Source organism: Rhizobium sp. AG207R (genome assembly GCF_027109195.1).
In the GTDB taxonomy this organism is placed as follows: Bacteria; Pseudomonadota; Alphaproteobacteria; order Rhizobiales; family Rhizobiaceae; genus Rhizobium; species Rhizobium dioscoreae.
The window spans coordinates 498,701-522,236 of the sequence record NZ_JAEPVT010000005.1 but is presented as its reverse complement, the minus strand read 5'-3'; the positions used below and the strand labels follow the sequence as shown (position 1 = coordinate 522,236).

The 23,536-nt window shown below is 60.5% G+C and carries 21 protein-coding genes; 15 read left to right on the top strand and 6 right to left on the bottom strand.

The window, feature by feature from the left end; genetic code table 11:
- A partial coding sequence (locus tag JJQ51_RS14950) for an IS3 family transposase (RefSeq protein WP_135488309.1) occupies positions 1–98 on the top strand: 98 nt, incomplete at its 5' end.
- A 295-nt stretch (positions 99–393) separates the two neighbouring features.
- Entirely contained in the window at positions 394–2,277 is a 1,884-nt protein-coding gene (locus JJQ51_RS14945) for an MFS transporter (RefSeq protein ID WP_269244846.1), read from the top strand.
- An 80-nt stretch (positions 2,278–2,357) separates the two neighbouring features.
- Here JJQ51_RS14945 and JJQ51_RS14940 read toward each other — a convergent pair whose 3' ends face one another.
- Complete coding sequence (locus JJQ51_RS14940; protein ID WP_183808890.1) at positions 2,358–2,507, bottom strand: hypothetical protein; 150 nt, start codon at positions 2,505–2,507, stop codon at positions 2,358–2,360.
- 333 nt (positions 2,508–2,840) lie between these two features.
- On the opposite strand from JJQ51_RS14940, the gene JJQ51_RS14935 reads away from it, so the two are divergent.
- The 4 genes from JJQ51_RS14935 to JJQ51_RS14920 all read left to right on the top strand — a co-directional run bounded on the left by JJQ51_RS14935 (position 2,841) and on the right by JJQ51_RS14920 (position 7,767).
- The gene (locus JJQ51_RS14935) at positions 2,841–4,322 is read left to right on the top strand and encodes a sugar ABC transporter ATP-binding protein (protein ID WP_145318997.1); all 1,482 of its coding nucleotides are present in this window, start codon (positions 2,841–2,843) and stop codon (positions 4,320–4,322) included.
- A complete protein-coding gene (locus tag JJQ51_RS14930; RefSeq protein WP_152093139.1) occupies positions 4,322–5,356 on the top strand; it encodes an ABC transporter permease in 1,035 nt (344 codons plus the stop codon). The genes JJQ51_RS14935 and JJQ51_RS14930 overlap by 1 nt, the downstream gene beginning before the upstream one ends.
- Before the next feature lie 40 nt (positions 5,357–5,396).
- The gene (locus JJQ51_RS14925) at positions 5,397–6,440 is read left to right on the top strand and encodes a substrate-binding domain-containing protein (RefSeq protein WP_113329562.1); all 1,044 of its coding nucleotides are present in this window, start codon (positions 5,397–5,399) and stop codon (positions 6,438–6,440) included.
- Positions 6,441–6,513: 73 nt separating this feature from the next.
- A complete protein-coding gene (locus tag JJQ51_RS14920; protein ID WP_113329561.1) occupies positions 6,514–7,767 on the top strand; it encodes an LVIVD repeat-containing protein in 1,254 nt (417 codons plus the stop codon).
- Positions 7,768–7,868: 101 nt separating this feature from the next.
- On the opposite strand, the gene JJQ51_RS14915 is transcribed toward JJQ51_RS14920, so the two are convergent.
- Entirely contained in the window at positions 7,869–8,894 is a 1,026-nt protein-coding gene (locus tag JJQ51_RS14915; protein ID WP_233789828.1) for a GlxA family transcriptional regulator, read from the bottom strand.
- 62 nt (positions 8,895–8,956) lie between these two features.
- Here JJQ51_RS14915 and JJQ51_RS14910 point away from each other — a divergent pair, with 62 nt between their 5' ends.
- The 9 genes from JJQ51_RS14910 (at position 8,957) to JJQ51_RS14870 (ending at position 18,642) form a co-directional block, all read left to right on the top strand.
- A complete protein-coding gene (locus JJQ51_RS14910; protein WP_269244845.1) occupies positions 8,957–10,045 on the top strand; it encodes a DJ-1/PfpI family protein in 1,089 nt (362 codons plus the stop codon).
- A gap of 234 nt (positions 10,046–10,279) precedes the next feature.
- Positions 10,280–11,314, top strand: coding sequence for an ABC transporter substrate-binding protein (locus JJQ51_RS14905; RefSeq protein WP_113329559.1), 1,035 nt, complete (start codon positions 10,280–10,282; stop codon positions 11,312–11,314).
- 5 nt (positions 11,315–11,319) lie between these two features.
- Positions 11,320–12,135, top strand: coding sequence for an ABC transporter ATP-binding protein (locus tag JJQ51_RS14900; RefSeq protein WP_113329810.1), 816 nt, complete (start codon positions 11,320–11,322; stop codon positions 12,133–12,135).
- Positions 12,132–12,965, top strand: a complete 834-nt coding sequence (locus tag JJQ51_RS14895) for an ABC transporter permease (protein ID WP_269244844.1) — start codon at positions 12,132–12,134, stop codon at positions 12,963–12,965. Before JJQ51_RS14900 ends, JJQ51_RS14895 begins: the two co-directional genes overlap by 4 nt.
- Before the next feature lie 27 nt (positions 12,966–12,992).
- A complete protein-coding gene (locus tag JJQ51_RS14890; protein ID WP_269244843.1) occupies positions 12,993–14,351 on the top strand; it encodes an FAD-dependent oxidoreductase in 1,359 nt (452 codons plus the stop codon).
- Complete coding sequence (locus tag JJQ51_RS14885) at positions 14,348–15,505, top strand: CaiB/BaiF CoA transferase family protein (RefSeq protein WP_113350667.1); 1,158 nt, start codon at positions 14,348–14,350, stop codon at positions 15,503–15,505. The genes JJQ51_RS14890 and JJQ51_RS14885 overlap by 4 nt, the downstream gene beginning before the upstream one ends.
- Positions 15,502–16,278: an enoyl-CoA hydratase-related protein gene (locus JJQ51_RS14880; protein WP_113350668.1), complete on the top strand. Its 777-nt coding sequence runs from the start codon at positions 15,502–15,504 to the stop codon at positions 16,276–16,278. The genes JJQ51_RS14885 and JJQ51_RS14880 overlap by 4 nt, the downstream gene beginning before the upstream one ends.
- A gap of 35 nt (positions 16,279–16,313) precedes the next feature.
- Positions 16,314–17,237 carry a LysR family transcriptional regulator gene (locus tag JJQ51_RS14875; RefSeq protein ID WP_069610244.1) on the top strand — a complete coding sequence of 308 codons (924 nt, stop codon included), beginning with the start codon at positions 16,314–16,316 and terminating at the stop codon, positions 17,235–17,237.
- Between the two features lie 7 nt (positions 17,238–17,244).
- Entirely contained in the window at positions 17,245–18,642 is a 1,398-nt protein-coding gene (locus JJQ51_RS14870; RefSeq protein WP_113350669.1) for an amidohydrolase family protein, read from the top strand.
- Between the two features lie 65 nt (positions 18,643–18,707).
- On the opposite strand, the gene fdxA is transcribed toward JJQ51_RS14870, so the two are convergent.
- The 4 genes from fdxA to JJQ51_RS14850 form a co-directional block, all read right to left on the bottom strand.
- Entirely contained in the window at positions 18,708–19,049 is a 342-nt protein-coding gene (gene fdxA, locus JJQ51_RS14865) for a ferredoxin (RefSeq protein ID WP_113350670.1), read from the bottom strand.
- Between the two features lie 213 nt (positions 19,050–19,262).
- Complete coding sequence (locus tag JJQ51_RS14860; protein WP_113350671.1) at positions 19,263–21,551, bottom strand: xanthine dehydrogenase family protein molybdopterin-binding subunit; 2,289 nt, start codon at positions 21,549–21,551, stop codon at positions 19,263–19,265.
- Complete coding sequence (locus JJQ51_RS14855; RefSeq protein WP_113351046.1) at positions 21,548–22,531, bottom strand: FAD binding domain-containing protein; 984 nt, start codon at positions 22,529–22,531, stop codon at positions 21,548–21,550. The genes JJQ51_RS14860 and JJQ51_RS14855 overlap by 4 nt, the downstream gene beginning before the upstream one ends.
- Positions 22,531–23,004, bottom strand: a complete 474-nt coding sequence (locus JJQ51_RS14850) for a (2Fe-2S)-binding protein (RefSeq protein ID WP_113350672.1) — start codon at positions 23,002–23,004, stop codon at positions 22,531–22,533. The genes JJQ51_RS14855 and JJQ51_RS14850 overlap by 1 nt, the downstream gene beginning before the upstream one ends.
- Positions 23,005–23,536 lie beyond the last annotated feature (532 nt).

Sequence of the window (23,536 nt, the reverse complement as noted above, 5' to 3'; positions counted from 1 at the left end):
ATATTCGATATTACAACAACGATCGCATCAGGCTAAAACTCAAAGGGCTGAGCCCTGTTCAATACAGGACACAGCCCTTAAATCAGCCCAGCCAATAAACCGTCCAACTTTACGGGGTCAGTTCACATGCTGGTGAAGGACATATTCGTATTTCTTGATGCTTACACACAGATTTCCATAAGCGGCAGCGGTTGCAGCCATTGCAATTTTCAATTTTTGGCCAACACTCACATATGCATCAGGTGCGTGATCTTCTGGGGGAGGAAATCAGGAGAGCACCCACTGGCGCGACTTTCCGCGCCCATCGGCAGGAAAGTCCTGCGTAATGTCATTATGGGGGACATGACACGGGTCTTTTGACCATGTCCCTGGTGCAATTGGGAGGATTGATTCATGGCATCCACGTCCGTGGCCGAGACGACGAGTCGAGGCATGACCAGGGAGGAGAAGAAGGTCATCTTCGCCTCCTCCCTTGGAACCGTGTTCGAATGGTACGATTTCTATCTTTACGGTTCTCTGGCCGCCTTCATCGGCACGGCCTTCTTCAGCGACTATCCGGAAGCAACCCGCAATATCTTCGCCCTGCTCGCCTTTGCCGCAGGCTTCCTCGTCAGGCCGTTCGGCGCCCTCGTCTTCGGGCGCATCGGCGATCTTGTCGGGCGTAAATACACCTTCCTCGTCACGATCCTGATCATGGGTCTTTCGACCTTCCTGGTCGGCGTCCTTCCCGGATCGGCGAGCTGGGGCATCGCCGCGCCCGTCGTCCTGATCATCCTTCGCCTGCTGCAAGGTCTGGCGCTCGGCGGAGAATATGGCGGTGCTGCGACTTATGTCGCCGAACACGCACCCGACAACAAACGCGGCTATTACACCTCCTGGATCCAGACGACCGCGACGCTCGGCCTGTTCCTGTCGCTGATCGTTATCCTGATCGTCCAGAACACCCTCGGGAAGGATGCCTTTGCCGCCTGGGGCTGGCGCATTCCCTTCCTGCTCTCCTGCCTTCTGCTCGCCATCTCCGTCTGGATACGGCTGTCGCTCAGCGAATCGCCGGCATTTAAGAAGATGAAGGAAGAGGGCAAGGGCTCCAAAGCTCCGCTTTCCGAGGCCTTCGGCCAGTGGAAGAATGCCAAGATCGCCTTGATCGCCCTGCTCGGCCTTACCGCCGGCCAGGCGGTCGTCTGGTATGCCGGCCAATTCTACTCCCTGTTCTTCCTGCAGAACGTGCTGAAGGTCGACGGCCAATCGGTCAACATCATGATCGCGATCGCGCTTCTGATCGGCAGCGGTTTCTTCGTGTTCTTCGGCTGGCTTTCCGACAAGATCGGCCGCAAGCCGATCATCATGGCGGGCCTTGCACTGGCGATCCTCACCTATTCCCCGCTGTTCAAGGCTTTGACCAATGCCGCAAATCCGGCGCTTGCCCAAGCGGAGCAAACCATCCGGGCGACGGTGACGGCTGCTCCTGGCGATTGCACCTTCCAGTTCAATCCGGTCGGCACCGCCAAGTTCAACAATTCGTGCGATATCGCCACGTCCTTCCTGGCGAAGTCGTCCGTGCCCTATACCATTGTCGAAGGCGCAGCCGGGCAGCCGGCGACGGTCAAGGTCGGCGACGCGACCATCACTTCTTACGATGCGACGGCGGCAGGTGCCGGTGCAGCGGCCAAGAGCGCGGCATTCACGCATGACATGAACCTTGCCCTGCAGAAGGCCGGTTTCCCACTGGCGCGCGATCCCGCCAAGGTACCGGACGCCAAGCTGGATGCCTTCATCGCCGCAAATCCCGAACTGGGGCTCAACGCAGCAACCGTGCGGGCGGGCGACAAGACGGTCACTCCGGTAGCGGATCTCGTCAAGGCGAAGCTTCTGACGGCGGATCAAGCTGGCGGCGCAACCGAGATGCCGGTCTATACCATCGCCAATGGCGGCGCCTTCAAGATGATTGCTAATCCCTCGGCCATCAACTGGCCGCTGACCATCCTCATCCTGACCATCCTCGTCATCTATGTGACGATGGTCTACGGCCCGATCGCCGCAATCCTGGTTGAGATGTTCCCGACCCGCATCCGCTATACAGGTATGTCGCTGCCCTATCATATCGGCAACGGCTGGTTCGGCGGCCTGCTGCCCGCAACGGTCTTCGCCATGAGCGCCGCCAAGGGCGATATCTACTACGGCCTCTGGTACCCGATCGCGATTGCTGCGATGACTCTGATCATCGGCCTTATCTTCGTTCGGGAAACCAAGGGCGTCGATCTGAACAGCATCAAGTAACCGCATAAGGCCCGGCGTTCAGATGCGGCACGCCGGGCCTCTTCGTCTTCTCTCGTCAGTTCCTGATGGAAGCGCGGATCTCAGCTTCCGCAAATAGCGTGCAGCAGTACCAGAAGCGAAAGGAGGACCATCAGGCCTGCCAGAAAATGCTGCAGGATCGACCAGGCGCGTTTGGTTGCCGCAAGGCTTGGCCGCGTTGCAAGAGAAGCGAGATAGAGCACTGTATCCATGAAAACCCCTGGCGCATGTTTCTGCGGGCGCGACGTGATCACCTCGCTATCGCGGACATTGCTGATATTTAACGGTTTTATATTGTCTATAAAATTAGTAGATTAAAGGAAGGGTTTTCCGGCTCCCTCGGAATTTCAGACAAATTAAACTCCCTGACGACAGGCGTCGGCAACACTTGCTCGATCTCGCCGCACATCCACGAGCTCCAGATGGAGGCGAACCGGAGCCCGAAAAAATTTATTCTATAGATTAAATAAACAAAGCAAGGCTCGTCCTTTTAATTGATCGCCAGTGGCTTACGAGTACCGCTGACAATCATCGAACCCATGCCCATGACCTTGCTGGATGCCCAAAATCTTTCGCTTGCTTTCGGCTCGACACAGGCTTTGTCGGCAGCGTCTCTAACCGTTGATCGCGGCGAGGTCGTCGCACTGATGGGAGCGAATGGCGCCGGCAAGTCGACGCTGGTCAAAATCCTGTCGGGCATTCACCGCGCCGATTCAGGCACGATCCTATGGAACGGCGCGGATTATCGCCCCGAAAGTCCGGCCGAGGCAACAGCGCGGGGCATCGTTACCGTGCATCAATCGACCGATGTCGTCGGGGTCGCCGGCCTTTCGGTCGCGGATGCGCTGCTGCTCAACCAATATGTTGACGGACGCCAGCCCTTCTTTCTGTCGAAGCGTTCAGTGCGGCGGAAGGCAGAAGCGATCCTGTCTGAAGCCGGCTTCGACTTGCCGCTCGACGGGGATTTCGGCGATCTTGGAACCGCTGACCGACAGATGGTCGCCATTGCACGCGCCCTTTCCAATCAGGCGCAATTGCTGATCCTGGATGAACCGACCGCAAGCCTGTCTGCGCGCGAGGCGAGCCGGCTTTATGATATCGTCCGTCGGCTGAAGGCCCGCGGCTTGGGCATTCTCTATATCTCGCACCGTACGGCCGATCTCGATGCGCTCGCCGATCGCGTGGTCGTCCTGCGCGGCGGCCGCAACGTCGGTGCCTTCTCGCGCCCGATTGACTTCGATGCCGCCATCGAAACCATGATCGGCCGTTCCATGAAGGCGGCTCGCCCGCATCGCCGTGAACAATTTGACCGAACCATACTGGAGCTTCAGGGCATACAGCTGTTTGCCGACAGCCCGCCGATCGATCTCAGGCTTCATGCCGGCGAGGTCGTCGCCATTACCGGCGTCCTCGGCGCCGGCAAGAGCCGTCTTCTGTCTACGCTTTTCGGCCTCGAGCGCTTTGCCTCCGGCACGGCACTTCTGGATGGCATTGCATTTCAGCCCGGCTCGCCCGCGGATGCAATCGCGCGTGGCGTCGTCATGGCTGCCGCCGACCGGCATCGCTCTTCTCTGATGCCATCAGACTGGCCCGGAGAGAGTATTGCGGCAACGATCAGCCTACCGCACCTAAAACGCTGGTATCCGTCGGGTTTCCTGTTTTCCGGGCACGAGAGCCGTGAGGGAGAAAAGGCCATCCGGCGCCTCGGCATAAAGGCCCCCGGTCCCGAGGCGTCCGTCTGGTCTCTTTCCGGCGGCAATCAGCAAAAGGTCGTGCTCGCGCGCTGGGAAGCCGAGCCAAGCCGCCTGCTGCTTCTCGACGAGCCCTTTCAGGGGGTCGATGTCGGCGCCCGCCAGGACATTATCGCGGCCATACGCGCCCATACCGACCGCGCTACGCTGATCGCCACATCCGATCCGGAAGAAGCACTCGAAGTCGCCGACCGGGTGCTGGTGATGGAACATCATGGTCTCAAAGAAGCCGTTGATGCGGCCTCGGGCGGCCGACAGAACGAGGAATATGCCTGATGAGTGAAGGTACCGTGGAAATCCCCGAACAGATCAGGCGGACGAACCATGCGATATCGCCGCAGGAATTCGTGCGGCGGGGCGCTGTATTTCTCCTCCTCCTTGCCCTTATCATCATTTTCAGCTTCGCCCAGCCGGCCTTCATCAACATCAACAATCTGATGAGCATCCTGCAGGCGGTTTCGGTGGTCGCCATCATCGGTGCCGGCGTGACGGTGACGCTTGCCATCGGCGGTTTCGATCTATCCGTTGGCGCGGTGGCTGCCTCCAGTGTCATGGCCGCCAGCTACGCCATGATCGTATGGAACCTCGATGTCTATGAGACCGTGCCGCTGGTGCTTGCCTTCGGCGCGATCGTCGGGCTCGTCAATTCTCTGCTGATCGTTCGGCTGAAGGTGCCGGATCTCCTCGCGACCCTCTCTACCATGTTCCTGCTCACGGGATTACAGCTGATCCCGACAGCCGGACGCTCGATCTCGGTGGGATTGATCCTTCCCGATGGGACGAAGGCGATCGGCAAAGTCGATCCCACCTTTTTGACGATAGGACGTTCAAGCCTGTTCGGCACCATTCCCTTTCCCGTCATTCTGATGCTCGTCGTGGCGCTTGTGCTTTTCGTGCTGACCGAGCGTACGCGCCTCGGTCGCCTTCTTTACGCAACCGGCGGCAATGAAGCCGCGACGCGGCTCGCCGGCGCCAATATCGCCCAGCTGAAAACCTTTGCCTATGTGCTGTCAGGCGTTCTCGCTTCGCTCGGCGGCATTATCGTTGCTGCCCGCGTCGGTCGCGGCGACGTCTCTTCCGGCGCATCGCTGCTGATGGACTCCGTCGCAGCCTCGCTCATCGGCTTTGCCGTCCTTGGCCTGCGCCGCCCCAACGTTCTTGGCACGACGATCGGAGCGGTCTTCGTCGGTGTGCTTCTGAACGGCCTGACGATGCTGAATGCGCCCTATTATACCCAGGATTTCATCAAGGGTGCCGTTCTCGTCGGCGCGCTTGCGCTGACCTACGGGATCGGCCGCAGCAAGGCGTGATCCCGCCATCCATCCCAACTCAACGCTCAATGGATTTTCAATGATCAAATTATTCAAAATCATAGCTTCGGCCGTCGTCGCCGGCTCGCTTTTCATGACCACAGCATCGGCGGCAGGCCTCAGCGGCGCGCCCGCTCCCTTCGATAAAAGAACAGTCAATATCGCCGTCATCAGCTTCCTTGGCAGCGGCGACTGGCTGCAAGCCTTCGAGGCTGGCGTCAAGCGGCAGGCGGATGCGCTTGGCGTCAACCTCACTGTTTCGCAGGCCCGCAATGACAACGACACGCAGCGCAATCTTGTCGAGCAGGCGATCAATCTCGGCGTCGACGGCATCATCATCAACAATGGCCGCCCAGAGGTCCTGAAGGATGTCGCGCAGAAGGCACTCGACAAGGGCATCAAGGTGCTCGCCTATGACGTCAACCTCGACAATCCGCAAATTCCGCAGATCGAACAGAGCGACAAGGATATGGCCAAGCTCGTGCTTGACCAGGCCGTGAAGGATAAGGGTGATGGCTTCACCGGCGGTGCGGTCTACGTTGCCGGTTTCGCGCCGCTCGACCGCCGATATGCGGTGTGGAAGGATTTTATTGCCAAGCACAATCTGAAGGAAAAGGCCGTCTGGGGCGTGGTCAATGACACCGTTCCCGCCTCCGTCGCCGACCAGACCAAGGCCGTCCTGCGCGCCAATCCGGATATTTCGGTGATCTTCACGCCATGGGATGAGTTCGCCAAGGGTGCAAAGCTCGCTATCGACGAGCTCGGCCTTTCCGCCAAGGTGAAGATCTACGGCGTAGACACGTCGACCGCCGATATCCAGCTGATGGTCGAACCGGACAGCGCCTGGGTAGCGACGGCTGCCACCAACGCTGCCGTCGTCGGTGAAGTTTCCGTCCGCGCCGTTTCGCTTGCCATTGCCGGTCAGCCTCCGGGCCACTCCGTTCTTCTGCAGCCGACACTCATCACGCGCGACGATCTCGTCAACAACAAGATCGGCACCATCGAAGAACTGCAGCAGAAATTCCCGGCCTTCCTGAAGAGCGATGCCGCCACGGCAGCCTGGATTCCGGCGGCCAAGAACTGAGACTTATCAGCTGCTTTCGCAGGCGCCGCCCGCAAGGGCGGCCCTTTTCATTCCCCTGAGCGTGAGACGTCCCATGGCATCGACCGACCTGCCGAAACCTGACTTTGCCCGCAACATGACATTGATCGGCCATAACGATATCGGCGGCCGTGGCGATGGGTTGCAATTGATGGTTCATCGAGGCTACGCCTATGTCGCCCATCCCTGGTCGCAGGGCTTCTCGATCGTTGACGTACGCGACCCGAAACATCCCAAGACGGTCAATTACGTGCCAGCGCCAGCCAACACCTGGAACATCCATCTGCAGACGCATGACGACCTGCTGCTGGTCATCAACGCGCTCGACCTCTTTGCCGACGTGGAAACCTTCACGAACGAGAAGGCCTACTACACGCAATCCGTCGGCGAGACGGTCGCCTCCAGAAAGCGTGAGCGCGCCTGGACCGCGGGCATGAGCGTGTTTGATATTTCCGTTCCCGACAAGCCGCGCAAGATCGGCCAACTGGATGTCGAAGGCGTCGGCTTTCACAGGCTTTGGTATGTCGGCGGCCGCTATGCCTATGCCTCGGCGCTGCTCGACGGCTTTACCGACTATATCTTCGTGACCATCGACATGGCCGATCCAACCAGGCCCGAACTTGTCGGCCAATGGTGGCTTCCCGGCATGAACCGCGCGGCGGGCGAAACCCCAAATTGGGGCGACGGCAAGCGCTATGCCCTGCACCACGCGCTCGTCCATGGCGACACCGCCTACGCTTGCTGGCGCGATGGCGGATTGACGCTCCTCGATATCAAGGATCGTTCCGCCCCCCGGCTCATCAAACACCATAACTGGTGCCCGCCCTACGGCGGCGGCACACATTCGCCGCTGCCACTTCCCGGCCGCGATCTTCTTGTCGTGGCGGATGAGGCTGTGCTGGACAATGAGGAAGACGGCCGGAAACATACCTGGGTCTTCGACATCCGCGTGCCCGAAAATCCGATCAGCATCTCGACTTTCCCGATCCCCGCCGAAATCGACTACGCGAAGAAGGGCGGTCATTTCGGACCGCACAATCTGCACGAAAACCGGCCCGGCTCTTTCGTCTCCGAGACGCTGATCTTTGCGACGTGGCAGAATGCCGGCATCCGCGCCTTCGACATTTCCGACCCCTATCATCCTGTCGAAACCGGCGCTCTCGTGCCGGCGGGGCCGACTGCCATTACCGACCGCCGTCCAGGCCGCCCGAAAGTGATCCAATCAGCCGACGTCTTTGTTGACGCCAATGGTCTGGTCTATGCCACGGATTACAATGCCGGGCTCGAAATCATCGAATATGGCGGCTGATGCGCGAGCTTGGCTCCAAATCCATATTTATCGACGAAAGAAGAGAAGTTTTTACCAGCACGGCATGAGTCGACATGTGAGTGACGAGGCTGACCTTGTCGTCAGGCGCCCGTGCCAAAACGCGCCCGATAAAAGCCGGGTGTTATGGCAAGATTCTTGAGAAAGGCCCTATGCAGCGTGTCGAGGCTTGAAAAGCCCGAACGCTCGGCGATGCGGGCCAGCGGCCAGTCAGAACTTTCGAGAAGCGCCTTTGCCCGCTCCAACCGTGCGGCTTCCACGAATTGCGCCGGCGTTGTTCCGGTTTCCTTTCGGAAACTGCGCGAAAAGGTGCGCTCCGTCATGCCGACCCGGCTGGCAAGAGCAGGTCCCGATAGATCCCCTGTGGGATCGTCGATGATCTCGCTCAAGAGCTGCCGCAGGCGCGGTGTCGCATTCGCCTGAAGGGCGAGGCCCGCGCTGAACTGCGACTGACCGCCCGGCCGGCGCATGAACAATACCATCTGTCGCGCAACGGCAAGAGCGGTCTTCGGACCACAATCGGCCTCGACCAGCGCCAGACATAGATCGATACCAGCCGTAATGCCGGCTGAGGTGAAGACGGGCGGCTCCGCCACAAAGATGGCGTCTGGCTCGACCTCGATCTGAGGCCGCAATTCCTTCAAAAGGGAACAGGAATTCCAATGCGTGGTCGCTCGTCTGCCATCGAGGAAGCCGCCGGCCGCGAGGATGAAGGCTCCGGTGCAGACGCTGGCCATGCGCCGGGTAGGCCTCGCCCGCGAATGCAGCCAGGCAAGCAGGTCCGTCTGAAATATGACCTGCCGAAGCCCATCCTCGCTGCCGCCGGAGAGGATGATCGTATCGAGATCGGCGGGCAGTTGTTCGAGGCTCATGGTCTCGCCGAAGACAAGGCCGCCGGCGGAGCTGCTTTTCACCGATCCACCGGCCGGGGACGCGAGCACGACTTCGTAAGGCGGCGCACCCTCGGGCAAATGAAGGTTCGCCATCGCGAAGACCTCCATGGGTCCGACGATATCGAGCGCCTGAACACCGTCATAGCCGATAACGACGATACGCCGCGGGGAATGTCCAGAATCCTGCATTGGCGGAAAATGCGATATCTTTGTCATTTTCGCCAGCCTGCGAACCAAATATTTCCGAGGGTATGACATCAAAAATCTGGACACGTGCCATGGATCGCCATTTCCCCAAAATCTTGCTTCTCGCCCTGCTCGTATTTTGCATTGCGATTTTCCCTTTCGAAAGACCTGCGATAGCTGCGGAAAATGCCATCCGGCTCCCGACGTTCAAAGCCGGCCGGACACGGCCCCTCATCGCGATCGCCGCCGACAACCGCGGCACGGAGACAACCGATCTCGTCATCCCCTACGGCGTCCTGCGCAGTGCCGGTGTCGCCGACGTCGTGATCGTCTCGACCCAGGCTGGCATCGTGAACCTCATGCCGGCGCTGAAAATCAAGCCGGACGCAACAATGCGGGACTTTGACCGTGGGCATCCGGAAGGCGCCGATATCGTCATCGTCCCCGCCATGCATGACAACAGCAGCCGCAACGTCATTGCCTGGATTCGCGAGCAATCATCGAAGGGCGCGATGGTCGTTTCGATCTGTGAGGGCGCCTGGCTTGCGGCAAGGGCCGGCGTATTCGACGGCAAGCACGCCACCACCCATTGGTACGCCTTCGACGCAATCCGCCGTACCTTTCCGCGGACAGAGTGGGTTCATAACCGGCGTTACATCGTCGATGGTAATGTCATGAGCACCACGGGCGTCACGGCATCGATCCCCGCTTCCCTGACTCTGGTGGAGGCCATTGCTGGCGCGCAGAAGGCGCGCTCGGCGGCCACCCGGCTGGGTGTCATCGATTGGAGCAGCGCGCATGATTCCGCACCGTTTCACATGACAACGAGCCGCTTCTGGCGCTTTGCCGGCAACACCCTTGCCTTCTGGAACCACGAGATCATCCGCCTGCCCGCGGAGGACGGTTTCGATGAAATCGCTTTGGCGCTGACGGCGGATGCGTGGTCGAGAACCTATCGTTCGAAGGCTGTCATCGCGGAGCCGGCCCAATCCATCCGTTCGCGCAGCGGCCTCCTGCTTGTGCCGGACCTTTCAGCCCATACCGATGCCTCGGTCGTGACGGTTCCCGCGCGCCCACCCGCGCAGGCGCTGGATCAGACGCTGTTCGAGATTGCCGCGCGGTATGGTGCGCGAACATCTGATATCGTCGCGCTGCAGCTCGAATATCCCATACAGCATTGATCCATCATTATCCGCCACCGATCTCGCAAAGTTCGGCGGTGGTCGACGGCTGCACTCTCGTGATGAACACGGCAGCTAAGACATGACTTACGCCACCTTGAGCGTTGCCTTTTCGGCAATCGATAGTGCGCATAATTGTTCTTTATTAGAACGCTGAATTCCCCCATCATCCCTGGCATTGGTGGATAACGAGACGAAAAGTCCGATCGCCCAATCAACAGGGGAACTATCAGCATGTCTCAATTCATGATGAATCGTCGCCGTTTCCTATCCAATGCTGCCTTGGTCGGGGGTCTTGCTGCGACCCAGACCTTCGTCGGCATCCGTGCCGGCAAGGCCGCCGATGTTGCCGAAGTGCGGATGCAGCTCGGCTGGCTTGCTTCCAACGGACTCATCGGCGAAGTCGCGGCACAGAAGAAGGGCTTTTTCACCGAGCAGGGCATCAATCTCACCATCGTCCCCGGCGGCCCGAATGTCGATGGCGTTGCCGGCGTTGCGGCAGGCCAATCCACCATCGGGCAGATTTCCTCCAGCCCGTCCGTCATGCTCGCGCGCTCGGCCGGCATGCCCGTCAAGGCGTTTCTGGCAGGATACCGTAAGCATCCATTTACATATTTCTCGCTGAAAAAGGCGCCGATCCGCGAGCCGAAGGACATGATCGGCAAGACGATCGCCACCCAGCCGACCGCCTTCATCCTGCTGCGCGCGCTGCTGGCCAAAAACGGCATTCCGGAAGACAAGGTGAAGATGGTCAACATGGGTTCCGACATGAACCAGCTGATGACCGGCCAGGCCGACGCCGTCACCGGCTGGGTCACGAACACCAATGCGCTGAAGGTGCTCGGCGACGACCGTGTCGACATGATGCTCTGGGATGCCGGCCTGCAGCTCTACGCCAACGTCTATTATACGACCGACGAACAGCTCGACAAACATTCCGACGTGCTGGTGCGCTTCACCAAGGCTGCCGCCAAAGGTTGGGGTTACGTCCGCGACCATCCGGAAGAAGCCGTCGACATGCTGGTCGACGCCTATCCCAATCTCGACAAGGCCAGCGAGCTTGAAGCCGTCCACCCGGTCATCGATTTCTCCTTCGGCGATAGCACCAAGCAGACCGGCTGGGGCGCGATGAACAAGGACAATTGGGCAGCACAGATCAAGGCTTACGCCGATCTCAAGCAGTTTACGGGAGCAATACCGACCGTCGATGACGTCGCCACCATGGCGATCCTCGACGCGACGACCGATATCCGCAAGCAGATCGGGTGAATGCCATGATGAGCGCCGCCACCATCAAGCAGCCGCCGCTACCGGTCGTCGAAACGTCAAGGCTTGCCGTTTCCATTCGCGATCTCGATATTCGCTTCGGCGACAAAGGCAACGAGTTCACCGCTCTGTCCAAGGTCTCCGTCGATATTCCGGAAGGATCGTTCGTCACCATGCTCGGGCCGTCCGGATGCGGCAAGTCGACCTTGCTGCGCTGCATTGCCGATCTCGTTGACATCAGCGACGGTTCGGTTTCGGTTTTCGGCCGACCGCCACGAGAGGCGCGCCAGGGTCGCGATTTTGCCTTCGTCTTCCAGGAGGCAACGCTTTTGCCGTGGCGGAGCGTCATCGACAATGTCCGCCTGCCGCTGGAAGTCGGCAGGCACGACAAAAGCTCCTACGCCGATCCCATGGAGCTGCTCGCTCTCGTCGGCCTCAAGGGTCGTGAAAATGCCCTGCCGCACGAATTGTCCGGCGGCATGCGCCAGCGCGTCGCCATCGCCCGCGCCCTGATAACAAAGCCACGTATCCTGCTGATGGACGAGCCCTTCGGCGCTCTGGATGAAATCACCCGCGACAAGCTCAACGAGGAACTGCTTCGCATCTGGCGCGAAACGGGCACGACCATCGTTTTCGTCACCCATTCCATTCCGGAGGCGGTCTTCCTCGGTCAGCACGTGCTGATGCTGCAGGCCCACCCCGGCCGGGTGAAAGAATTCATGAAGGTCGATCTTCCCTATCCCCGCGCCCTTGCGATGCGTGACACGGTCGACTTCATAAAAGTGACCGCGCATCTGCGCGCGCTGCTGGAGGAATGCATATGAGCAACGCCGTGCACTCCGACATCGGCCACATCGCCAAGGCGCCGCGCAAGGTCGCCATCCTCGACGCAACCGTCGGCGTTCTCTCCTCGCATATGCCGGCGATTCTTGCGGCACTCGGCTGCATCGTGCTCTGGCAGGCGGTCATCTGGATCTTCAAAATCCCGACCTTCATGGCGCCAAGCCCGCTCGATGTGCTCTCTGCCTTTCGCGATAATGCCGCGACGCTGACGCGAAACTTCCTGCCGACCGTGCTCGAGGCCGTTCTCGGTTTCGTCTTCGGCAATCTCGTCGCCATACTGCTGGCGATCTGGTTCGTCCACAGCGCGACGGCCGAGAAGGCCTTCTATCCGATCGCCGTCTTCGTCAAGGCGATCCCGATCATCGCGCTTGCGCCGATCCTGGTCCTGATCTTCGGCAACGGCGTCGCCCCGAAGATCATCATCGCCGGCCTCATCTGCTTCTTCCCGACGCTGGTCAACATGGTGCAGGGACTTCGCTCCGCCAGCCCCGCAATGCTCGACCTGATGCGGGTGCTTTCGGCCAGCAATTCGGAGATTCTCTGGAAGGTCCGTCTGCCAAGCTCGCTGCCATTTCTCTTCGCCGCGCTGAAGATCGCCGCAACGAGCAGTGTCATGGGCGCGATCGTCGCGGAATGGATCGGTTCCAGCTTCGGGCTTGGCGCACTCATCATCGAGGCGACCTACAATTTCCGCTCGCCGCTGCTTTACGCAACGGTAGTCATTGCCGCGCTGCTGGCCGTGATCCTCTTCTTCATCGTCTCAGTCGCCGAGGCGAAGATGATCCGCTGGAAGCCGGCGGGACAGCACTAAAGCTTAGAAAACATCGAGGGAACACCAATGGAACAGGTTATTCACCAGCCTGCACGGGATATCCGTGTCGTCGATCGCTCTGATGTGGTTGTGGTCGGCGGTGGCCCGGCAGGGATTGCCGCTGCCGTCTCGGCCGCACGCAACGGCGCCAGCGTCACGCTTCTCGAACGTTATCCCTATGTCGGCGGACTTGCCGCCGGCGGCATGGTGCTCGTGCTCGACGACATGATCAACGAGCTCGAAATCACCGTGCGCGGCATCTGCATGGAGATGATCGAGCGTATGAAGCGCTGGGGACTCTGCGTGACCCCTACCGATCGCGATCGCCTGATCGAATTCCGCGATACGCCGGAGGCCTGGCAGCGCTGGGCGCGCTGGGGCCTCTTCGACTTCCACACCCAGTCGATGCCGCATCCGATCTGTTTTTCGGCCGCCTTCGATCCCGACGCCTTCAAGCGCGCCGCCTATGACATGATCGCCGAAGCGAAGATCAAGCTCAGGACCCATAGCTGGTTCTCCTCGGCGATCGTCGAGGGTGGCGCAATCAAGGGCGTCATCTGCCAGACCAAGGAAGGCATGCAGGCGATCCTCGGCGATGTCGTCATCGACACGACGGGCGATCTCGATGTCGCTGCAAGCGCGGGGGCTTCCCATGTCGAATCCAACTTCATCCTGACGACGGTCTCGCGTTGGGGTGGCGTCGATACGGAAGCGGCGGAGCGTTTCGAACGGCAGGAGCCGGAAGCCTTCAAGGCGCGCGATCACGAAGCCAAGCGGCTGATCGGCGGTTGCTGGTCCTTCTGGTGGCTGAAGACGCCGCTGCCAGGCGTCGTCTGGCTGAACTGCCCGCATATGCCGACGCTGAGTGGTCTGAAGGTCGACGACCTGACCAAGGCGGAGATGGAAGGCCGCTCGCGGATCGCAAAGCTGCTCGATTTCGCGCGGGAAAAAATGCCCGGCTTCGAGAACGCCTATGTCGTCGATTTTGCGCCGCAGACCGGCGTGCGCCAGACGCGGTTGTTGCAGGGAGATTATGTCGTAACGAAGGACGACGTCATGACCCGCCGCCATTTTGCGGACACGGTCTGCCGCGGCCGCGATTACTACACGCCGTACCGCGCCATGCTGCCCAGGGAGGTCGATCAGCTGATCGTTGCCGGCCGGCATTATTCGGCAACGCCGCAGGCACAGAAATCCAGCCGCGAGATCCCGCCCTGCATGGCGATGGGCGAAGCGGCGGGTGTCGCAGCAACGGTTGCCCTCAATGCCGGCACGACCGTTCGCAAGGCCGATATCCGGGCAATTCAGAAGCAGATGCGGGCTCAGGGAGCCGATCCAGGCGACATTCCCTCGGAGAACGCGACATATTTGGAGGCTGCAGAATGACGACTTTGCCACTCGACGGAATCCGCGTGATCGATTTCACGCAGGTCATGCTCGGCCCTTCCTGCACGCAGGTTTTGGCCGACTATGGCGCCGAAGTTATCAAGATCGAGAAGGTCAAGATCGGCGATCTCTCGCGTTGGTCGTTGGGCTCCGATCCGGACGGGCTCAACAATCCGGTCTTTTGCTCCTTGAACCGCAACAAGAAGAGCCTGGCGCTCGATCTGAAGGATGCCGGCGCCCGCAAAACCGTCCAGGCGCTGCTTGAGACTGCCGACGTGGTCGTCAACAACTTCCGGCCCGGCGTCATGGAACGCATGGGTTTTGGCTATGAGGATCTCAAGAAGATCAATCCGCGCCTGATCTATGCCGTCGGCACGGGTTTCGGGCTGACCGGCCCCTATCAGCATAAAGGCGGCCAGGATGTGCTGGCGCAGGCCGTCTCCGGCGTCATGCGCCGCAAGTCGGACAATAGCCACCCGACCTCGATCTATGCCACGCCGCTTGCCGATTACTCGGCCGGCATGCATCTCGTCCAGGGCATCCTGCTTGCCCTGCTGCAACGCGACAAGACCGGCGAAGGCCAACAGGTCGCCGTCAGCCTCTACAACTCCATGATCGCCATGCAGATGCAGGAGGGCACGACACATCTGATGCGGCAGAAGGATCTGAACTGGGGCGCCTTTCCGCTGACGGGTGTTTTCGAGACAACGGACAGCGCGATCGTCATGGTCGGCGCCTTCAAGCCGAACCCCTTGCGTGACATCTGCGAGGCGTTGGAGATCGAGGACCTCTCGCAATATCCGCACTATAAGGATTTCGATGCGCAGATGGCGCGGCGGCCGGAATTGCAGGCGATCTTCCGCGACAACTTCGCCAAGAACAGCACCGCGCACTGGATTGAACGGCTGGAAGGCGTCGACATCCTCTGCGCCCCGGTGCGTTCACTCCCCGAGGCGCTGAAGGACGAGCAGACGATCATCAACAAGATGATCCTCGAGGCAGGCGAGACCGCAGCCGGTCCGATCCGTCTGATCGGCTCGCCGATCGACATGTCGGCCGCACAGGTGACCGTGCGAATTTCTCCGCCGCAGCTCGGCCAGCACAATGACGAAATTCTGGCTTCGCTTTCCGAGGTGCAGGGAGACGCAGCATGAGCGTCTCCTTCACCGTAGGAGACCGCGTCGCCCGCGTCACCCTGGACCGGCCCGACCGGATGAACGCCGTCGATGCCGAGACGGAAGCCGAACTTGAGTCGATCTGGGCGGAGATCGAGAAGCGCGACGATATCAGCTGCGTCGTCCTGACAGGCTCAGGCGAAAAGGCTTTTTGTGCAGGCGCCGACCTCAAGGGTGGCAGCGGCAGTTCCGGCGTCGATTATTGGACCGTCGGCCGGGAAAACGGCTTTGGCGGCCTCGCGTTCCGCCGCTCGCTCGACGTGCCCGTCATCGCCCGCGTCAACGGCTACGCGCTGGGCGGCGGTTTCGAGATGGTGCTCGGTTGCGATATCGTCATTGCGGTGGAAACGGCACGCTTCGGCCTGCCGGAAGCGCGCGTCGGTCGCATGCCGCTCGATGGCGGCATGGTGCTGCTCCAGCGCAAAATCCCGTTCAACCGCGCCATGGCCGTGATGCTGACGGGACGTCAGTTCGGCGCCCAGGAAATGGCAAGCTATGGTGTCGTCAACGAAGTCGTATCGGCTGGCGAACTCGATGCGGCTGTCGATCGCTGGGTTGCCGACATTGTCGCCTGCGCGCCGCTGTCGCTGCGGGCGATCAAGCAGACGGTCAATCGCACCGCCCATTTGAGCCCGGCCGAGGCACAGGCGCTGCGGACGCCGGCGCTCATCAAGGCGCTGAAAAGCGAGGATGCGATGGAGGGTGTAGCGGCCTTCCGCGAGAAGCGTGCGCCCGTTTGGCGCGGCAGATAGGCATGCTATAGCTTCAAGATTGCCGAGGGCTTTCTATGCATGCCAGCATCCTGAAATATTTCACCGAGGTCGCACGCTCTGGATCCATCCGCAAGGCGTCCGAAGAGCTGCATGTGGCAACCTCCGCCGTCAGCCGCCAGATCAAGAAGCTCGAAGACGAGCTTGGAACACCGCTCTTCGAACGCTTTTCCGACGGGCTGCGGCTGACGTCCGCCGGCGAAATCGTGCTGCGCCACGCCAAGGAGACGCTGCAGGACTTCGAGGTAATGAAGTCCAATCTCGGTGACCTTCAGGGAAAGAATACGGGCCGCGTCCATATCGCCGCCCTCGACAGCCTGCTCGTCACGTTTCTTCCTGATTTCATTAAGAGGTTTCATAAACTGCATCCTGCGGTCGACTTTCGCGTCCGAGCGGGAGCCTACAACAATATTTTCCATTTCATGGCGGCGGGCGACATTGATATCGGCATCAGCTTTGACCTTGCGACCCCACATGACCTGAAGCTTGTGGGGTCGATCCGCACAGCCTTCATGGCCATGGTCGCTTCATCGCATCCATTGGCTAGGGCGAAATCGGTGACGCTGCCAGAATGCGCCCAATATAAGCTGCTTCTGGCGCTCGACAGCGAAGTCGTCAGTTCGGCGATAGCGGTCGAGCTTGCGGGGCTTAATCGTGTGGGGCGAACGTTGGTCGCATCCAACAATCCAATCCTCCTCAAACCATTAATCATGTCGGGAGACGGCATTGGTTTCTTTACCCCGGTCGGACTCTGGCCGGAAATCCAGACGGGCGAAATCGTTGCCATTCCGATTCGGGACTTCAAGCTCAGCACCGTCGATATCGCTGTTTTCGTCCCCCGCGATCGGCATCTAACTCATGCTAGCCAAGCAGTCATCGAGCTGCTTAATACCGAGTTGCGCAGGTTCGGCGAGGATTTGAGAGCCATCGTCAGCAGATGAGAAAAGTATGAAAACGATCCGCCTGCTAAAATGTCCTGGCTACGACCCGGCCACGCGCTTCGACAGATTGACAGACCTGCCATTGCAGTTCAACGCTGCGACTGCGCTGCCCGGCGACCTCATCCTCCCCTCGCCCGTCAACGCCCACGATCATGGCTATGGCATCCGCACACTTGATTTTGGCGCGGTCGACGACGCACTTGAGGTGTGGATACCGGGCTTGAGGCTGCGGCCGCGCACCGATCCCTATCTCGAGGCGCTTGTCGCCTTCGGCCGGCTGGCCAAAACCGGCGTCGGCGCGACGATGCACTGCCACAACTCGCTCAATGTCGATCATCTGGTCGATGAGGCAAGCGCCGTCATACGGGCCGCCAACGATATCGGCATTCGACTTGCGCTTTCCTGCCCGCTGCTCGACTATAATGCCTGGGCCTATGATGGCGGGCCGCAACGGCTGAAGCCGTTTCTGTCCACAGGTGATTGGCAGGCGTTGGAGCCGACCATCCCAGCCTACGCTCCGATCTCCACCCAACTTGCAGCCGTTGAGGCGGTTGCTGCGGCCAACACCAGCCCGCTGGTCGATGTGCAGTATGGGCCGATCGGGCCGCAATGGTGTTCGAACGCGCTTCTGGAGGCGATTGCGGAGGCTTCTGCGCATCATAATCGACGCATACACATGCATCTGCTCGAAAGTCCCCGCCAGCGCCTATGGCTGGACCGCCGCTTTCCCGAGGGCGTCGTCAACTATCTCGACAAAATAGGCTTCCTGTCGCCGCGGCTCGCCATCGCCCATGGCGTCCAATTGCGCCCCGATGAACTTGAACTGCTTGCCGAGCGCGGCGTGCAGCTCGTCAGCAATCCCTCAGCCAATCTGCGCCTTCGCTCCGGCATCGCTCCGATCGCATCCATGACCGAACTCGGCGGTCCCGCCTTCGCCATCGGCCTCGACGGCACAGGGCTGGATGACGATCAGGATCTATGGCGGGAAATGCGTCTCCTTTATCTGCTACATGGCGGACGTAACCTGACACGACATTTGACGGCCGAGAATGTCTTCGACGCAGCAATCCGGGTTGGGAGGCAGGTCATCAATGCCAAGAGTGCGGAAGACTTTACGATCATCGATTATAAAGCCCTAATCGCCGATGCGCTGTTCGATGATGTCGACGAGGCGGAGGTCCTGTTGACGCGCATGAGCGCGCAATACGCCCGCGGACTTGTCGTGGCTGGCCGCGAGGTGATGCGCGGAGGCGAACTGACAGGCGTCGACTTCGATGCTGCCATTGCCGAGCTCCTGGCGCAGGCAAGAGCCGATCTGCCGAGACTTGAGAGGCAACGGCCTCTCGTCAACGCATTGTCGGAAGCGACGCGCGCCTATTATGCGAGCTGGTCCGGCATTTCCTGATATCGCGAGAGGCAACAACCACTGCCCAAAGAGCAGCGGAGACACCTAATCAGGACATCTTTGCATCACAAGCAATTTTCGGGCGCACCATCGTAAGCCGCCACGAAGGGATGATCGAGACTGGTCGTGCGGCTCTTGTCCCAGCCGCCGGGGGCACCCCAGCCGGTCACGCCGTCGGCAAAGAAATCGCGGTTGACGTCGCGCAGGAACAGCCGCTCCGCCGGCATTTCCTCGTCCCACAGGATGGCGTCGACGGGACAGACCGAGAGACAGAGGCCGCAATTGATGCACTCGTCCGGATGGATGTAAAACATACGTCCGCCCTCATAGATGCAATCGACCGGACAGGCGACAGTGCAGGCGCCATCCTTCGTATCGATGCAGGGCTCGGTGATTACGTAAGCCATAACGCTCGCCTCGCAGCGCTCTCAAGGGCGCTTTCGACGAACTATGACAAATGGGAGCGTTCTGAAGAAGCGCCGATTTTCGGCCTTCTGATTGCCGAAATGGCAACGCTCGCGGGGGAGAAAATCTGTTGGAAGACACCCACCAGAAGTGAGATAGGCTTGAGGCATTTGAGCCGCACGCATTTACACAATGCGGCTCAAGCCGAACTGTCGTTAGAGCAGCTTTTCCAGCGTGATCGGCAGGTCGCGAACACGCTTGCCGGTGGCATGGAACACGGCGTTGGCGATGGCAGGCGCAACACCAACGATGCCGACTTCCCCGACGCCCTTGCCTCCGAGCGCCGAAGCATTATGGTCAGGAACACCGACGGAGATCACCTGGATATCCGGAATGTCGGAATTCGTCGGCACGAGGTAATCGCCGACATTGTTGTTGACGGTGCGTCCGTTACGCTGATCGACCAGCCCCTCTTCCAGAAGCGCCTGGCCGATGCCCATGATGATGCCGCCCCGCCACTGGCTTTCCACCAGCCTCGGATTGTAGAGCCGGCCGCAATCAAAGGCGGAAACCATGCGCGAGACGCGCACCGTGCCGAAGTCCTCGTCGACTCGCACTTCGGCAAAATGGGCGCACCAGCTATGCATGGAATAATCGCCCATGGTCGGTCCCTGAACCCTAGCCATGGTGGTCCACGCCTGAAGCTGCTCCTGTGCGTTCGCACCGTCAGGCAGGGTGTTGCGCCGGACTTCGATCTCCTCGCGCTTCAGCGCGGACATCAGTTCGGCGAGCGTCAGCGATGGTGCCTCGCCACGCGGGGCTGCGATGCGCCCCTCGGCAAAATTCAGCGTATTTGCACCCGTATCGCGGAAGGGCGAATTGGCATCACTAAGCGCAAGGCCGATGAGTTCGTCACGGGCAGCGACCGCCGCCTTATGGACGGCCCCCATGATCGAGCCTGCCAGCATGGAACCGCCGGCGATCGCCGAACCCGGTAGGCGTGAATCGCCGAGATAGACCTCGACCTGATCGACCGGAATGCCGAAGACCTCCGCAGCGCTTTGGGCAAGGATCGTGTAGGTGCCCTGCCCCATATCGATGGCGCCGCTGACGACCTCGACCCGACCGTTTGCGAGAATGCGGATCATCGCTTCACTCGGTGCGCGGATGACCGGGAAGGTGCCGCAGCCGATGCCCCAGCCGATCAGCGTCTTGCCGTCCCGCATCGAGCGCGGCGCGTGGCTGCGCCGCGACCAGCCGAAAGCCTCCGCGCCTTCCGTCAGCGCCTCGCGCAGCCGGCGCGTCGACCACGGCTTGCCGGACTGGTAATCGTGATCGGCATAGTTCTTCAGCCTTATCTCGAGCGGGTCCATGCCGAGCTTGTAGGCCAGCTCCTCGATCGCACATTCGATGCCGTAGGCACTCGGATTCTTGCCCGGACCACGCAAGGCGCCCGGCGTGACGCTATTGACCGGCACGACACGATGCTGCGAGGAGAAATTCTCGACCTTGTAGAGGATCGACGTTGCCGCCCCCGTCTGCTCCGGCCAGTCGGCATCGACCGAGGTTTCGCTGGCACCGCGATGGACGATCGCCTGCAGGATACCGTCTTCCGTCGCGCCAAGCGCGATCTTCTGCCTGGTCGCGGCGCGCCCGCCATAGCTCGTGAAATTCTGCGGGCGGGTGACCGCTAGTTTCACCGGCCGGCCTAGCTTTCTGGCAGCCGCAACGGCGACCGCGCCATAGGCAAGCGGCACCCCCTTCGATCCGAAACCGCCGCCGATGAAGGGCGAAATGATCCGGACATTCTCATAGGGCATGTCGAACCATTCGGAATACATGCGCGCCATGCCATGGGACCATTGGCTTGGCTCCCAGATCGTCAGCTGGTCGCCATCCCATTTCGCCGTCAGACCATGCGGCTCCATCGCCACGTGATATTCGCGCGGTGTCGAATATTCCGCTTCGATCCTAACCGGGGAAGCAGCAAGTGCTGCCTCGGCATCACCCCAGGCAATCGAGAGGGGCTCCATGAGCTTGCCCTCGCCGGCATTCGGATCGTTGAGATCGGCGACGTGCTGGCTCTCTTCGTAAGTGACGCGCACCAGCCTGGCGGCCTCCGTCGCCAGTTCGCGGCTCTCCGCAACGACAGCGGCAATCGACTGTCCGTTGAAACCCACATCACGCGGCAGCGGATAGTAGGGTCCGTCGGCGGGCTTATTGCCGCCCCAATCAGCCGAAAGCTTGAGACCGAGATCATCTTCCGGCGTCAGCACCAGCAGCACGCCCGGCATCGCAAGTGCTGCCGAAGCATCCACCTCGACAACGCGGCCAGCCGGAATCGTACTCTGGATGAGCACGGCATAAGCGAGGTTTTCGACCGGATATTCCAGCGCATACGTCGCCGTACCCGTTACCTTCATACTGCCTTCGAAGCGCGACTGACGACCGCCGACGGTGCCGTCGGACGCATCGCCGTGCTTGCGGGGTTCCATCATGGTCATGCGAGACCTCCCATCTTCTGAATGGCGCGGACGATGACGCGCGGCGCAAGTTCGATCTTATAATGGTTGCCGCCATGATCGGCGGCACCCTCCATGGCGAGCCGGCTGGCCTTCTCCAAAGCCTCCGGAGTGAGAGCCTTGCCGATGAGTGCCTGCTCGACTGCCCGTGCCCGCCAGGGCTTGGTGGCAACCCCGCCGATTGCCACGCGGACATCACGCACCGTTCTCCCGTCGGCTTCAAGCTCCAGGCCGACTGCGGCACTCGCGGCAGCAAATTCATAGGACTGCCGATCACGGACCTTGAGGTAGGTGGAGTTCCGAGCAGCGGCGGAGGCAGGAATAGTGACGGCGGTAATGATCTCGCCGCGCTGCAGGACGGTTTCCTTGTTCGGCGTGTCGCCCGGAACGAGGAAGAAATCGTCGATGCCGACTTTACGGCTATCCGTCTCGACCACGGCGTCAAATGCGACCAGAGCAACCGCCAGATCACCGGGGTAGGAGGCGATGCAGGCCTCGCTGGTTCCGAGCACGGCGTGATTGCGCGTGACGCCGCCGATCGCCGAACAGCCGGAACCGGGATTGCGCTTGTTGCAGGCGGGAAAGGCGCCGGGATCGCGGAAATAGGAACAGCGCGTCCGCTGCAGGAGGTTGCCGCCGACTGTCGCCATGTTACGAAGCTGGGCGGAGGCGGCCAGAGACAAGGATTCGGAAACAGCCGGGAAGGCCGCGAGGATATCCTTGTGGTCGGCGACTTCGCTCATCCTGGCAAGCGCGCCGATCGTTGCACCATCGGCGGTTACGGTGATGCCGCTCATACCGGAAAGATGGGTAATGTCTATGACGGTATCGGGCTCGCCGACACCGCATTTGGCAAGATCGAGCAGCGTCGTTCCGCCGGCAAGCAGCATGGCGCCGGCCTGCTGCGCCGCCTGGGCGGCTTCTGCTGTCGATGTGGCCCGCAGATAGGAGAAGTTTCGCATCATGCCACCTCCGCGGCCTGGCGCACCGCCGCAACGATGCTGTTATAGGCCCCGCACCGACAGAGATTGCCGGACATATATTCGCGGATTTCCGCATCCGAGCCGGCATGTCCCTCGCGGATGCAGGCAACCGCCGACATGATCTGGCCCGGCGTGCAATAGCCGCACTGGAAAGCGTCCTGCTCGATAAATGCGGCCTGCACCGGATGCAGATCGCCGCTCTCGCCGCTCAGTCCCTCGATCGTCGTGATCTCACGGCCTTCGGCCTGCGCAGCCAGCGTCAGACAGGATAGCACGCGCTTACCGTCGACATGGCAGGTACAGGCGCCGCACTGTCCCTGATCGCAGCCCTTCTTGGTGCCGGTGAGGGAAAGATGCTCGCGCAGCGCATCGAGAAGCGTCACACGCGGCTCGATATCGAGCTCGTGGCGCTGCCCGTTAATGTCGAGCGCGATATGGATGGTTCGTGTCATGATAAGCTCCTGCCATCGTCACGAAGATAAGACCTGCGGAATCTAGTGGAATCTATCCGTCGGTCTACCGGTTGCTATGGTTTCTGTTGGAAAGATGGGCCGATGGAATTCTGACGTCATGATCGGCTCTCATCTGAATTGGGAAGCGGAGGACGCAACAAATAAACGGAGGCGCCTCCGTTTAAATTAATGCCTGGCTTGTTTTCGTCAAGCCCCGACATTCGGGCGAATCTAGCTTTGAAACGATCGAGATAGAGGATGGGCAGGAGGCGGATCGAAAGAGCCTCTGCTATTTGTCCTCGGTCCCTTCTTGCGAGCCGGCGGGGTGAAGGGATCGATCAACGCCCGCTCCCCATCCATCAAATCACTTGAAAAATGAAGTGTACCTAAGTTATGCTCAAATCGAGCAATAGTAGCCGAGGCCATCGGACCCTCATTTTGATTCAGCACCAAAATGATCACAACCTCCTGTCATCGCTCAACTATTTTTAAATCTGGCCGTCAGTGACAGGCTCGACCTCTTGTGAATTCA

What these genes read in the sequence shown, in the direction of transcription:
- JJQ51_RS14945 (WP_269244846.1), top strand. Translation starts at nt 394, where the DNA reads ATGGCATCCACGTCCGTGGCCGAGACGACGAGTCGAGGCATGACCAGG.
- JJQ51_RS14940 (WP_183808890.1), bottom strand. Translation starts at nt 2,507, where the DNA reads ATGGATACAGTGCTCTATCTCGCTTCTCTTGCAACGCGGCCAAGCCTT.
- JJQ51_RS14935 (WP_145318997.1), top strand. Translation starts at nt 2,841, where the DNA reads ATGACCTTGCTGGATGCCCAAAATCTTTCGCTTGCTTTCGGCTCGACA.
- JJQ51_RS14930 (WP_152093139.1), top strand. Translation starts at nt 4,322, where the DNA reads ATGAGTGAAGGTACCGTGGAAATCCCCGAACAGATCAGGCGGACGAAC.
- JJQ51_RS14925 (WP_113329562.1), top strand. Translation starts at nt 5,397, where the DNA reads ATGATCAAATTATTCAAAATCATAGCTTCGGCCGTCGTCGCCGGCTCG.
- JJQ51_RS14920 (WP_113329561.1), top strand. Translation starts at nt 6,514, where the DNA reads ATGGCATCGACCGACCTGCCGAAACCTGACTTTGCCCGCAACATGACA.
- JJQ51_RS14915 (WP_233789828.1), bottom strand. Translation starts at nt 8,894, where the DNA reads ATGACAAAGATATCGCATTTTCCGCCAATGCAGGATTCTGGACATTCC.
- JJQ51_RS14910 (WP_269244845.1), top strand. Translation starts at nt 8,957, where the DNA reads ATGGATCGCCATTTCCCCAAAATCTTGCTTCTCGCCCTGCTCGTATTT.
- JJQ51_RS14905 (WP_113329559.1), top strand. Translation starts at nt 10,280, where the DNA reads ATGTCTCAATTCATGATGAATCGTCGCCGTTTCCTATCCAATGCTGCC.
- JJQ51_RS14900 (WP_113329810.1), top strand. Translation starts at nt 11,320, where the DNA reads ATGATGAGCGCCGCCACCATCAAGCAGCCGCCGCTACCGGTCGTCGAA.
- JJQ51_RS14895 (WP_269244844.1), top strand. Translation starts at nt 12,132, where the DNA reads ATGAGCAACGCCGTGCACTCCGACATCGGCCACATCGCCAAGGCGCCG.
- JJQ51_RS14890 (WP_269244843.1), top strand. Translation starts at nt 12,993, where the DNA reads ATGGAACAGGTTATTCACCAGCCTGCACGGGATATCCGTGTCGTCGAT.
- JJQ51_RS14885 (WP_113350667.1), top strand. Translation starts at nt 14,348, where the DNA reads ATGACGACTTTGCCACTCGACGGAATCCGCGTGATCGATTTCACGCAG.
- JJQ51_RS14880 (WP_113350668.1), top strand. Translation starts at nt 15,502, where the DNA reads ATGAGCGTCTCCTTCACCGTAGGAGACCGCGTCGCCCGCGTCACCCTG.
- JJQ51_RS14875 (WP_069610244.1), top strand. Translation starts at nt 16,314, where the DNA reads ATGCATGCCAGCATCCTGAAATATTTCACCGAGGTCGCACGCTCTGGA.
- JJQ51_RS14870 (WP_113350669.1), top strand. Translation starts at nt 17,245, where the DNA reads ATGAAAACGATCCGCCTGCTAAAATGTCCTGGCTACGACCCGGCCACG.
- fdxA (WP_113350670.1), bottom strand. Translation starts at nt 19,049, where the DNA reads ATGGCTTACGTAATCACCGAGCCCTGCATCGATACGAAGGATGGCGCC.
- JJQ51_RS14860 (WP_113350671.1), bottom strand. Translation starts at nt 21,551, where the DNA reads ATGACCATGATGGAACCCCGCAAGCACGGCGATGCGTCCGACGGCACC.
- JJQ51_RS14855 (WP_113351046.1), bottom strand. Translation starts at nt 22,531, where the DNA reads ATGCGAAACTTCTCCTATCTGCGGGCCACATCGACAGCAGAAGCCGCC.
- JJQ51_RS14850 (WP_113350672.1), bottom strand. Translation starts at nt 23,004, where the DNA reads ATGACACGAACCATCCATATCGCGCTCGACATTAACGGGCAGCGCCAC.